This is a genomic window from Acidimicrobiia bacterium (genome assembly GCA_041393965.1).
GTDB lineage: Bacteria > Actinomycetota > Acidimicrobiia > Spongiisociales > UBA5794 > UBA5794.
In genome coordinates this window covers 99559-111716 of the sequence record JAWKJB010000003.1, presented here as the reverse complement: position 1 = coordinate 111716, position 12158 = coordinate 99559, and the positions used below count along the sequence as shown (strand labels likewise).

Annotated in this window: 13 protein-coding genes; 1 reads left to right on the top strand and 12 read right to left on the bottom strand. The window is 64.4% G+C overall.

Features of this window, described 5'->3' with window-relative positions:
- Nucleotides 1-265 precede the first annotated feature (265 nt).
- Nucleotides 266-526 carry an RNA-binding protein gene (locus R2823_09235; GenBank protein ID MEZ5176372.1) on the top strand — a complete coding sequence of 87 codons (261 nt, stop codon included), beginning with the start codon at nt 266-268 and terminating at the stop codon, nt 524-526.
- Nucleotides 527-636: 110 nt separating this feature from the next.
- Here R2823_09235 and R2823_09230 read toward each other — a convergent pair whose 3' ends face one another.
- The 12 genes from R2823_09230 to R2823_09175 form a co-directional block, all read right to left on the bottom strand.
- Nucleotides 637-981, bottom strand: coding sequence for a hypothetical protein (locus tag R2823_09230; GenBank protein MEZ5176371.1), 345 nt, complete (start codon nt 979-981; stop codon nt 637-639).
- 12 nt (nt 982-993) lie between these two features.
- Nucleotides 994-2310 carry an NAD/NADP octopine/nopaline dehydrogenase family protein gene (locus R2823_09225; protein MEZ5176370.1) on the bottom strand — a complete coding sequence of 439 codons (1317 nt, stop codon included), beginning with the start codon at nt 2308-2310 and terminating at the stop codon, nt 994-996.
- Nucleotides 2311-2329: 19 nt separating this feature from the next.
- Nucleotides 2330-3502 (bottom strand): malate dehydrogenase, encoded by a 1173-nt coding sequence (locus tag R2823_09220; protein ID MEZ5176369.1) that lies wholly within the window; start codon nt 3500-3502, stop codon nt 2330-2332.
- Entirely contained in the window at nt 3499-4125 is a 627-nt protein-coding gene (locus R2823_09215) for a BMC domain-containing protein (protein ID MEZ5176368.1), read from the bottom strand. Before R2823_09215 ends, R2823_09220 begins: the two co-directional genes overlap by 4 nt.
- Nucleotides 4122-5507 (bottom strand): aldehyde dehydrogenase family protein, encoded by a 1386-nt coding sequence (locus R2823_09210; GenBank protein MEZ5176367.1) that lies wholly within the window; start codon nt 5505-5507, stop codon nt 4122-4124. Before R2823_09210 ends, R2823_09215 begins: the two co-directional genes overlap by 4 nt.
- 41 nt (nt 5508-5548) lie before the next feature.
- Nucleotides 5549-5842, bottom strand: coding sequence for a BMC domain-containing protein (locus tag R2823_09205; protein ID MEZ5176366.1), 294 nt, complete (start codon nt 5840-5842; stop codon nt 5549-5551).
- 74 nt (nt 5843-5916) lie between these two features.
- Nucleotides 5917-6216, bottom strand: a complete 300-nt coding sequence (locus R2823_09200; protein ID MEZ5176365.1) for a EutN/CcmL family microcompartment protein — start codon at nt 6214-6216, stop codon at nt 5917-5919.
- Nucleotides 6216-7505 carry a glutamine synthetase family protein gene (locus R2823_09195; protein ID MEZ5176364.1) on the bottom strand — a complete coding sequence of 430 codons (1290 nt, stop codon included), beginning with the start codon at nt 7503-7505 and terminating at the stop codon, nt 6216-6218. The genes R2823_09200 and R2823_09195 overlap by 1 nt, the downstream gene beginning before the upstream one ends.
- A gap of 31 nt (nt 7506-7536) precedes the next feature.
- Nucleotides 7537-8934: an FMN-binding glutamate synthase family protein gene (locus tag R2823_09190; protein ID MEZ5176363.1), complete on the bottom strand. Its 1398-nt coding sequence runs from the start codon at nt 8932-8934 to the stop codon at nt 7537-7539.
- Nucleotides 8919-9614: a hypothetical protein gene (locus tag R2823_09185; GenBank protein ID MEZ5176362.1), complete on the bottom strand. Its 696-nt coding sequence runs from the start codon at nt 9612-9614 to the stop codon at nt 8919-8921. The genes R2823_09190 and R2823_09185 overlap by 16 nt, the downstream gene beginning before the upstream one ends.
- Nucleotides 9611-10555 carry a glutamine amidotransferase gene (locus R2823_09180; GenBank protein MEZ5176361.1) on the bottom strand — a complete coding sequence of 315 codons (945 nt, stop codon included), beginning with the start codon at nt 10553-10555 and terminating at the stop codon, nt 9611-9613. Before R2823_09180 ends, R2823_09185 begins: the two co-directional genes overlap by 4 nt.
- Nucleotides 10556-10706: 151 nt before the next feature.
- Complete coding sequence (locus tag R2823_09175) at nt 10707-12149, bottom strand: aldehyde dehydrogenase family protein (GenBank protein MEZ5176360.1); 1443 nt, start codon at nt 12147-12149, stop codon at nt 10707-10709.
- Nucleotides 12150-12158 lie beyond the last annotated feature (9 nt).

The following is a 12158-nucleotide window of genomic DNA, read 5'->3' as shown; positions in this document are numbered from 1 at the left end:
GCCGGATCCGCCGGGATGGTCGTCGCGTACCGAGGGCTCCCACTCGGCTATATCCGGGTGGGAGCCCAGGGCACAGCCCAGGGTTGCCGCACGGTACGATCCGGGTGGGAGCCCAGGGCACAGCCCGGGGTTGTGTGCGGTCCGCCGAATGGACGGCTAACCTCGCATGCGTCAGTGACCCCCGCCCGATTTCCCGCCTGAGTCGAGTTCCGACGGAGTGCAGAGAGCGCGGCCGTGGGCTTCCAATTGAATGGAGCCAGAAGTAATGAGACTGTATGTGGGAAACCTCCCATGGAGCGCGACCGAAGAATCGGTGCGGTCCACCTTCGAAGCGATCGGGCCGGTGCAAGATGTTGCCCTGATCACCGATCGCGACACCGGACGCTCACGCGGCTTCGCGTTTGTCGAGATGGCAGACGACGACGCCCGCAAAGCGATGCAAGAACTCGACGGTCAGGATCTCGGTGGTCGCGACCTGCGAGTGAACGAGGCGCAGGAGCGACAGGAGCGGCGCCCAAGGTACTAGCGCGGGATACCCAGGCGACGACACCGATAAACCGTGGACGGCCCGTTCTATGGGCCAAAAGCTACCTTTTCGTCGAACGCGAACCCTGGGTACGCGACGAGGTGGTTCGGCTACCCGTGTGATCCGTGCTTGCCGCATGGGCAATCCCGGCCCATGCGGTCGAGTGCGGTGCGCACCAAGCTATCGACCATGGCCGGGTCGCCCCCTTCCTTGGCGACCACTCTCGCGGCCACCTCACGAGCTTTGGCTTCGAGGGCAGTACGACTCGTGCCTGCTGCGGGCGTCGAAACCGTCGCCGAGCCGACCTTGAGCGCGACCCCGAGCGCATCGGCCCGTTCGCGGGCCAGCGGCGTGACGACGGTGCCCGGTGGGAGCGTCAGCTCGGCCATACCTGCCTCGGATGCGGCGTCGATGTGCGCAGCGGAAACCAACCGACCATCGGCGGAGTCAGTCATGCGACACCTCCCCTAGCCGTAGAAGCCGAAGGCACGACACACACCGGATTCCGAGCATCGACCCCCGAGGGCGGTGTGCTCGACATGCTCGATCATGTGATCGATGGACATGCCGGCAAGACCGAGGCTCGACACGGTTCTCCCTTCGTCCCACCAATCGATCCCGCACATCGCGCTCGCGAGATGGACGATCGAATCGATCGTCGGTGTCGCCACCCCGAGCGCTCGACCGAAATCGGCGATCGGGACGAGCGAGTTCGGCACATCGTCGAGGACATGGTTCTGGGCAAGGATGTGGCTCGGCGCCGTGAAACCCGCGATGTAGGGATTGCCCTTCAAGACCTCGTAGATGCTGTCACCGACGATGTGATAACTCTCGCGGTACCAGTCGAGCAGCGACCACACCTCCTTGAGGCCAAGCGCCTTCGCGACATCCTGCTTCTCCTGGTCGAGCTTGCCCATCACGAGGGTCGCAATCGTGGGAGTCACCTGGTCCTGGTAGAACTTGAGCGGCTCACCCGCCGCCGTGCGCTCGAGCACCGAGGTGTTCAGCAGCACCGTGCCGGGGTGCACCACCGGCGCAACATTGTTGAGCCCTGTCTCGAGCACATTCTGAGCAGGTTCGATCTGTGGATACAGATCGCGCAACGGATCCATCAGAAGGTCATTGTCCGCCGCCGGAAGCGCAGACGCGCGCATCCGGAACTTCTCTTTGAGGATCTCAACCGTGAACGGATCCTTGCGTTCGGCGGCGTAGATGAAGGTCTGGGTCTCGCCGAGCACGATCCGGGCAGAACATGCGAACCTCGTGAGCGTGCGTGCAAACTCCAGCGAGCCACCGGTGCGCCCCGGATTGAGCACGACGACCTGACCGTCACGCAGCAGCGGAGCCATCATCGATGCGTACGGCTTGTGCGCCATTGCGGGTGCAACGACCATGATCAGGTCCGCACCCTTGACTGCCTCGTCGAGGCTCCGGGTGACCTTGGCCACCTTTCCGAACCCGGACACCTCGGAGCCGACGATCGTCACGCCGCCTTTCTCCTCGATGGGTTCCACCTCCCACGAAAACGGTGACCACATCGTGATCTCGTAACCGAGGATCGCCATATGACCGGCCATGGCCATTCCGCCGTTGCCACCTCCGATGATGGACACCTTGAGCGTGTCCGCCTTGTGGGCACGCCGGGACGGATCCACGGCGCGCTCGAATCCGGACGAGTAACTCGCCTGCGGCTTGGGCGCGCTCGTCCCTCCGGATTCGCCTTCGTTTCCCTGCCAGCTCCGCAACTCTTCGAGTATGTCGGACAGCATCTGGTCCCTGTTCATCGGTCACCTCCAAGACACATCATTGAACCAATCGCTCCTTGACGACGGATGCCGCCCCTTGGAGCATCGCAAGCTCGCTCGGTGTGAGCGGCAACTCGACGACCTTCTCAAGGCCGCCTCTTCCAAGCTGCACCGGAACGCCGACAACGACATCGCTGATCCCGTACTCCCCCTCCAGCACGACCGACACCGGAATCGGACCTTGAATCGCACCGCGCATCGCATCGAGGATCTCGACGATCGAATGCGCGGGGGCGATCGAAGCCGATCCGGTGCGCCGCAGCGCAACGATGCGCCCACCTCCTCCGACCGTCTCTTGTACGCATCGTTCGATCGCGTCGGGATCCAACACCTCTTCGACGGGACGGCCCCGAATCGTGGCGAGCGACAGGATCGGCACCATCTCGTCACCGTGGCTTCCGAGGGTGAAGGCGGACACATCCCGTGGATGCACCTCGGCTGCGGTCGCGAGCGCCCATCGGAACCGTGAGGAGTCGAGCGTTCCCGCCATCCCGAGAACCCGCTCCCTCGGCAGGTCGGTCGACCGGTACGCCTCGTAGGTCATCTCATCGAGGGGGTTGGTGACCACGATCAGGACCGCATTCGGGGCGAACTCCTCGACGGCTGCGGCCACACCTTTGATCACCTTCGCGTTGATGTCGCGGAGATCCGCTCGCGACATTCCGGGAGATCGGGGACTGCCTGCGGTGACCACCACGACATCGGCGCCAGCGACGAGGTCCATCGTTTCACCGCCTGCGCATCTGGTCGGCGAACCGGTGATGCCGGACGCGTGTTCGATGTCAAGCGCAGTGCTCGCGGCGAGGCCCGGCACAAGGTCAACGATGGTCAGGTCCGTCGCGGCTTCGGTTGCCGCAACCATGTGGGCTGCGGCCGCACCGACTGCGCCACACCCCACCATCGCGACGCGGGCAAACGGCTTGGCTTTCGCAGCGGTGGTCGGCTCTGGGGCAACCCACTTGGGGGATCGACGCAGGAGCACTCTTCGCACGGCCGTCCCATGATCAGGGGCGTTCGGAGGCGCCGTTTCGATCGGTTCCGACACGATGCGCAGTCCGAGCTGCGCCACGAGGTCGCGGGCGTTCGGGGTGAGGAGATCATTGGAACCGACGACGATGACATCGCTGCGTGCAGCCAATGTCCTGACATCGCGTTCACCAATGACATTCATGAACGACCGTCCATCCCTTCCACCGCTGCAACGGCGGCATCGAGCGCTGCGCTGACGCTGTCCTCGGACCCCGACATGAAGAACCTTCCGAAGCGCCCCAGCGCCCTGACCTCGACGATGTCGACACTCGCTGCCTTCTCGGCCTCGTTCGCCGCGACCGTGATATACGCGGCAGGAGAGCACTCGACCATGCCGAGCGTGCTTCCGGGGATCACAAGTGACCCCTGCCGCCAGATGTTGAGAAGCTTGGCCTGATGCGGCTCCACGGCGGTGATCCGCTGCGTGCTCTCGATCCGGGGCTTCATGCGATCCGACAGCTGCGCACCGAGATGATCCAGAATCGCGTCGCGGGCGATCGAGATCGCCGTGTTCACCGGCGACCGCAACATGAAGAATCCGAATTCGCGTTCGACGATCTGGGAGACCGACTCGATCTCGGCGGCCTTCAAGGCGATGTCGACCACCTGGAACACCTCGTTGCCGGGGGCGATCTCACCAACGAGCAAGGTGTCTCCCTCAAGGGGAATCGAGCCCCTCACGGTTGCGGCGCTGTACGCGGCAAACCGCGGCTGCAACCGGTCGATCTGGATGAGGGCCCGGATGTCGGTCTTGGACCTTGTCATGGTGCTTTCCTTTCGATTTCACTGAAGCTTCGCCACGGCCGTGTCTCTTCGGCAATGCGTTTGATGTTGATCAGGTGGAGCGCTGTGACATTGTCCGAGACGATCGAACCCGACCAGGTCCCCGTTCCGAGCATGAAGCTGGGCTCGAGATCGGTCGAATAGCCCATGCCACCGAGCGCACACGGCGTGTTGATCAGCAGTCGGCCCACCGGCAGCATCGAGAACTGGGCCTTGACCCGCGCGTCGTTGGTGTGGACCGCCGCACTGTGGCCGATACCGCCGAACGCGAGGACCGCCTCGCACAGTCGATAGGCGTCATCGTGCGAGCCCGCCTCGTAGTACGCGAGCACCGGGTTGAGCTTCTCGCGCGACAGCGGAACCTGCCGCCCGATCTCGGATGCTTCTGCCACGAGCACCCTCGTCCGTGGCGGCACATCAAACCCTGCCATCTCGGCGAGCCTCGACGCAGGTTGTGCAACATGGTTCGGGACTTGGCGACCGTTCGGTTCGAACATGACCGCCGCGAGGGCCTGCGCTTCCGATGGCGTGCAGAAGTATCCGCCTTTCGTGCTGATCGCATCGCGCAACGGTCGCGCGATCTCCCGGTGGGCAACGACCGCCTGTTCGGCGACACATGCCGTGCCGTAGTCGAAGGCCTTCGAGGTGAGGATCTGGTCGGCTACCTCCTCAAGGTCGTGCCGCTTGGATGCATCGACGAACACAGGGACATTGCCGGGTCCGACCGCAAGCGTCGGCTTGCCACACGAATACGCCGCCCTCACCATGTCCGAGCCTCCGGTCGCCATCACGACCGAGGTCCGACGGTGGCGCATCAGCTCCGAGGTGCCGTCGAGGGTGACCTCGGAGAGACACTGGATCAGGTTCGGTGGGGCACCGGCTTCGTCGGCGGCAGCCGCGAGAACCGCAGTGGTCTCGACTCCGGAACGCACACCACGCGGATGCGGGGCACAGACGATGGCATTGCCGGCCTTGACGGCACTCAACACCTTGAAGATCACCGTCGCGGTCGGGTTCGTGACCGGAATGAGCGCCGCAACGACCCCCATCGGCTCCGCAACGGCCATCACCTTGGTTCGTTCGTCCTTCCACAGGACGCCAACCGTGCGCACATGGCGGAGCCATTCAGCCACCGACAGGGCGTTGAAGAGGTTCTTCATGCGCTTGTCGGCGGCGTTGCCGTGTCCGGTCTCCTCCACGGCGAGGGATCCCAGCCGTCCCGCCTCCCGAGCCGCCGCGCGCGACATCGTCTCGACGATGCGATCGATGTCCTCTTGGGAGGCACCGCGGAACTGGTCGAACGCAATGCTTGCGCGCTCGACGCAGTCCCGAGCCTGGGCGATACTACGGAGGTCGGCGTCCACTCAGACGCCCCCTCCGACGGGCTGGGGCTCGAACATGCCCGCTACGAGCTCGTGATGAACGACATCGTGCCGGGCAGCTCATCGTGGGGACGGGCGATCACATGGACCGAAAGCACCTCACCGATCTTGCTCGCAGCAACAGCACCTGCATCGGTGGCCGCCTTGACCGCACCGACCTCACCCCGAATGAACACCGACACGAGGCCGCCGCCAACCTGGATATAGCTGGTGAGCTGGACATTGGCGGCTTTGAGCATCGCATCGGCAGCCTCGGTTGCCGCTGCCATGCCCTTCGTCTCAACCATGCCCAATGCCAACTTCGACTGATCTGCCATACGCGTTTCCTTTCGTCGTGCTGGGCTCGAATCACTGTTCTTCCCAGCGGGTCTTGTCGTTGATTGCCGTTTGGTCACGCCAAACCGCTGTAGTAGGTCGTCTCGTTCCCGATCTTGAGCTCCTCGAGGATGATCACAACCGACGCATCCGTCGCCACACCCGTCGTGGAACCGGGCTGCCGAGCAGCCGATCCGGTTGCGATCAGCACCCAGTCACCAACACCGGCACCCACCGCGGCATCCGTGACGACCTCGTGGGGCCCGACGGTCTTCCCCTTTGCGTCAACGGGTTCGACGATGAGGAGCTTGTGGCCGGTCAGCGGTGGATCCTTCACCGACCCCGTTGCCGTGCCAACCACTCGAGCAATGCGCATCAATACACCTCCAGGTATCGGTCCCGTTCGAAATCGGTGACATTCGCACGCAGGAACCCCTCCTCGCGCTCGGCCATCTGGATCACGACCTCAAGCAACTGGGCATCGAACACCTCGGCGGCGAATTCGGATCCGCGAAGTGCTTCGACGGCTTCAGGGATCGAGGTCGGGAGCGCATCGGCTTCGGCTTCGGCATAGGCGTCACCGTCGTTGCGCGGGCCGGGATCCAGCTCCTCTTCGATGCCTCGCAGCCCCGCGGCGAGCTGTCCTGCGACGACCATGTACGGATTCGCCTCAGCGCTTGCGTCACGCTGCTCGACCCTCACGGCTGACGGACGCCCCTCGATGACCCTGATGCCGACGGTCCGGTTGTCCCCTCCCCACGAGTTGTTCGCAGGGCAGAACGAATACGGAGTTCGCCGTTTGTAACTGTTCGGCGTCGGTGCACCGAAGAGCGTGAACTCCACCATGTGCTTGCGCAACCCCCCGACATAGCACCGTCCGATGTCCGAGAGATGGTTCCCGTCGGCGAAGATGTTCGTATCGCCCTGCCACAACGACTGGTGGATGTGGAGGCCATTTCCGGATTCAGCCGTGAACGGCTTCGCCATGAAGGTTGCGAGAAAACCGTGTTGCGCCGCGATCTCCTTGACAGCGTTGCGGAACAGGACTGCATTGTCGACCGCGGTCAGCGCGTCGCCGTAGCGGATGTTCACCTCGAACTGGCCGGATGAGTACTCGGGGTTGGACACTTCGATCGGGATTCCGAACTCGGTGCATTGGTTCCGGATCGGGCCGAGGACATGCTCGAACTGGGCACCCCGCGCAACGCCATAGACCTGGACTCCGTTGTCGACCGGTGTCCTTGTCTCGGGATCGAGGAGGTAGAACTCGAACTCGACACCGATCTTGGCTTGATAGCCATGATCGTCGAACTTGCCGATTACGCCTTCGAGGGCTCTGCGTGGATCGACGGGCACCGGCGCTCCGCCCTCCTGGGTGGCTGCACCGATCGCGAGCATCGTGCCATCTGCCCACGGTACGGGACGCAGGGTCCCGGGAATCGGGGTGACATAGATGTCCGGATAGCCGTTGTCCATGTTGGCAAACGGCGTGTCCCAGATATCGCAGGTCATATCGAAGACGAAGATGGCGCCAGCCATGGCCATGCCGTGTTCGGCGACCCCGTCCCACTGGGATGCATGCATTCGTTTGCCTCGGAGAATGCCGCACAGGTCCCCGAGGGCGAGAACCACCGTGTGCGTGCCGGGTAGGAGTTGGTCGGTCATCGGCATCCTCCGTTCGCGTCCAAGGGACCCTTTACCATGTGAAGGGTCGATCGATTCCGGCAAGGGCTACCCCGGTGAAGGCCGATGCCTCCAAGGTCAGGGCCCGGAGATCCTCCGGTTCGAGGTTGTGGACACTCGATTTGCCGCACGCCTTTGCAATCAGGGTGATCTCCATCGTCATCGCCGTGAGGAACCGCGCCACCCGCTCGGCCCCGGCGTCTACATCCATGCGCTGTTCCAACTCGGGGTTCTGGGTCTGGATCCCGACCGGACACAGTCCGGTGTGGCAATGGTGGCACCTTCCCGGGGAGGTTCCCATGGCCTCGTAGTCGTCCACATAGCGAGGCGAGTTGCATCCGAGGGCGATGTTCGCAGCCGTCCCGATCATCACCGCGTCGGCTCCGAGCGCGAGTGCCTTGGCGGCGTCGATTCCCGAACGGATCCCGCCTGCGGCGACGAGGCTCACTTCGTCGGCCATGCCGCAGTCCTCGAGCGCTTCTCGCGCAGCTCGAATGGCCGAGATCGTCGGGACACCGGTGTGGTCGAGGAGGATCTCGGGAGCCGCGTTCGTTCCACCCTCCATACCGTCGAGCACGATGACATCCACACCTGCCTTCGCAGCGATCGCCACATCGTACCGGGGACGGGTCGCGCCCATCTTGAGAAAGATGGGGACCTGGTAATCGACCGCCTCGCGCAGCTCCTCGATCTTGACCTGAAGGTCGTCCGCACCGAGGAAGTCGGGATGACGCACGGTCGAACGCTGATCGACGCCCGGCGGGAGGGTGCGCATGTTCGCCACACGATCCGAAACCTTCATGCCGAGCAGCACGCCACCCGTTCCCGGTTTGGCGCCCTGACCGACGGCGATCTCGATGGCGTCCGCTCGCCTCAGGTGGTCGAGATCGAGCCCGTACCGTGACGGGGTCATCTGGTACACGAGCTTGTCCGATGCCTCGCGCTCCTCGGCCAGCATGCCCCCCTCGCCGGTACAGGTCATCGTCCCAACCTTCGACGCTCCCTTGCCAAGCGCTGCTTTCGCCGATGCCGAAAGCGCCCCGAACGACATCGATGCGATGTAGATCGGAATGGCGAGTTCGATGGGCCGCTCGACGAGGCCGGGCCGGTTACCGAGGACGGTGACCGCATCGCAATCCTCCCGATAGCCCTCGAGCGGGAGGCGCGTGAGGGTTGCGGGTACGAAGACGAGATCGTCGAGCGACGGCAAGTTGCGGTGAAAGGTCGAGAACCCCCGGATGGCGTAGCGCCCGAGTTGTGCCTTTGCCTGGATCTCTGCGATCGTCTCAGGGGTCCAGCGTGGGGACTCGCCGCGGTCGTACGACGCGATGCTTCCCGCAGGGTGGGCGGGATCTGCCCCGTCCCTCAGCGCCACAAGGTCTTCCACGGAGTACTTCAGATCATCAGCCATGCTTGCGCGTCCCTCGAATCGAAATGCCAGAGCTTCTGGCCGGAAACAATCTTCTTCCACGACCTCGTGTCGTCGCCGATCCCGAGGCGGGACAGCAGCTCTTCAACAGCGTCCACCTCCTCGGCATCGGGCTCAACGAACTTGGAGTCGACGCCGAGCGATGCAACCTCACCGGCAACCCACATGCATCCGCCCCACAACGAGTCGCCCGCTGCGTCCTCAGCGTCCCCCAAAACAATGATGCGACCAGCGTGCGCCATGAAGCCGCTCAAGAAACCCACGGAGCCCTCAACGACGATGTCGCCGCCTTTCATCGCGACACCGGCTCTCGGGCCAGCGTTGCCCTTGACATGGACGAGGCCCCCGAGCATCGAGGCTCCAACGCCGAGTCCGGCGCGCCCATCGACAACGATCTCGCCCGCAGACATCGCCTCACCGAGACCCCAGCCCGCGTTGCGGCCGATACTGATCCTCGCTCCGGTGTTGAGCCCCCCGCAGTAGTAGCCGACGCCGTCGGGGATGGTCACCGAACCCCCGGGCGGAAGACCGACCGCGAGGTTGTGGCGGGACATGCTGTTGGTGACCACGACATCGCGGCCCTCCCCGACGGCCCGCCGAATCTCTGCATTGACCTCCCGGAGCGGCCGCTCACCCGCTTCGATCTCCAAAGGCGCACTCATGACACACCCACCCCCGTCTTGATCGGCCAGACCCGCACGAGACCGGGCCCGTCACAGTTGATCGGTTCGACATCGACGCCGTAGATGTGCCGGATCGCCTGCTCTTCGGTTGCCATCGCCGTCTCACCGTTGGACTCCACGGCGACGATCGGCTTGATGGCGAGGCGGTCCTTCGCCATGCCGATTTCGTCTGCGGTGGACAGCAGAAAGGTGAAAACACCGTCGAGGGCCGTCACGCTGGCCCTCAGCGACTCGGAAAGCGACGCTCCTGATTCCATCTGATCCGAGATCCACACCGCGATCAGCTCCGAGTCGTTCTCCGTCGAGAAGCGATAGCCCTCGCGCTGGAGCCGCCTCCGCCACAGGAAGTAGTTGGTGAGTTGTCCATTGTGGACGATGGCGACATCGGGGAACGGCCTCGCCCAGAACGGGTGACTCGCGATCGGCGAGACCGACGACTCGGTGGCGAGCCGTGCGTGGCCGAGCCCATGGGTACCGATGAAGTCACGGACGCCGTGCCGGTCGGCCACCTGGTCGGCGTCGCCCTCGTCCTTGACGATCTCGAGCGAGCGGCCAACCGAGAGGATCTCGGTGCCTGCGATGGCATCACATGCCTTCGTCCATTCCTCGATCGGATCTTCTGGTTCGGAGATCACAAAACGAATCGCGCCGTGACGCGTCGCCGCGTCGTTGAGTATCGGAGCCTCAACGAGCTCGGACCCGTGCCGAGCGACGATCTGCGTGAACTGGTCGATCGTGGAGTCGGCATCCGACCGATCCTCAATGAAAACCGCAACGCGGTAGCCCGAAGCGAGGGGCTCTCCGTAGAGGGCGAAACCGGTGGAATCGGCGCCGCGGTGGCGCTGAGCCTGCATCAAGTCGACGAGGTCGGCTCCAACCGGTCCGGGTTCACCAAGAATGCGACCAGCAATTCCACACACGACCCACCTCCTCCGCTCTCAGGTTTTGTATACAGTACACGGTGTACAAAGAAGTGGCAAATGGTCCCCAAGAACGCCACCAGTCGGACCCACGGGCGCAATCGCGACCGGGAGATCAGCGCCGATGTGATCGTCGTGGCGGCCGAGGGGGTCAGATGGGGAGTCCGGGGGCTTCCACACCGACAACTTGCGTGCCGCGAAAGAACTCGAGGAGGTTCGCATCGCCGTGGCCGCCGACCCCGCTGTCCGAAAAGAAGCTCTGCACCGCACCGGGGGCGAGGTCGAGCACGCTCGAACCGTTGACCTTCACCTCACCGGCGACAAGACGAGCCCCGATCGTGAGCGCCGCGTCGAGATCCCGTGAGTACACATACCCAGCGAGCCCGCAGCTGCCCTGATTGGCAAGACGAACGGCTTGTCGATCGTCGTCGGTCGGCTGCACCGTCACCATCGGGCCGAACAGCTCCCCGGACAGGTCAATGGCGTCGCCAACGATCACGGTCGGCGACACGAACCATCCGGCGTCCGGTATCGGGCTCGTCCCGACTGCCTTTGCACCGGCTGCGACCAGCGCGTCGCGTTGGGACACCAGTTCGTCCCTCCTTGCCTCGAACGCCACCGGGCCGATCTCGGTGTCGTCGTCGAGACTCGAGCCGAGACGCATGCCGCCAAGGATGTCGATAAGGGTTTCGACGAAGTTCGGAAGAATGCTGCGATCCGCAAGCACGCGGCGCGGCGCCTCGCACCATTGACCCGAGAGCTTCATCGTACCCGACGCCACACTCGCGGCGGTCGCCTCGATATCGGCATCCGCTCGGACGATCGCCGGGTTGTTGGATCCGAGCTCGAGCTGCAGCCTCGTCAGGTTCGCTCCGGCCCTCGCGGCGATCGCCTTGCCGTTTGGGGTCGAACCGGTCATCGAGATCGCGTGAATCCGGGGATCACCGACGAGCCGCTCGCCGATTGCCCGACCCCCGAGCACGAGGTTCACGACTCCGGACGGCAGTCCCGCTTGTGCAGCCGCTTCGACGATCAGCTGTGCGCTCCACGGCGACGCCGGGGACGGCTTCACGACTGCGGTCGCACCAGCGGCGAGGCAGAACGCGAGTTTCTTGGTCGCCATCGCCGACGGAGCGTTCCACGGAAGGATCAGTGCGGCGGGCCCCCACGGCTCCTTGCGGAGCCGCACGGTGCGTCCATCCGCAGGGAGGGCCTGCACATCCCCCACAGCCTTCGCCAGCTCGGCTGCTGCGCGGACCGTACCGGGGAGCGATGCCGCGAGGATCCTTGTGACCGTGATCGGGACGCCGCTGTTGAGGGAGTCCAAGCGGGCCACATCGTCGACGACCCCCTCAAGCTCGTTCGCGAACGCGTCGAGCACGGCTGCCCGGTCGGCCACGCCGCTTCGACGCCATACACCCGATGCGTGCGCCCGCGCCGCCGCCTCGATCGCCCGGTCCACCTGCATCTCCGATGACGACCTGAGGCGCTGTATCGGCGACGAGGTGTTCGGATCGAAGAGATCGTCCTCCAACTCGATCTCGCTCGGTTCCGGCGAGCCGGCAATCCAGGTGTACAGATCAGGAAACGACACCTTCGGTCT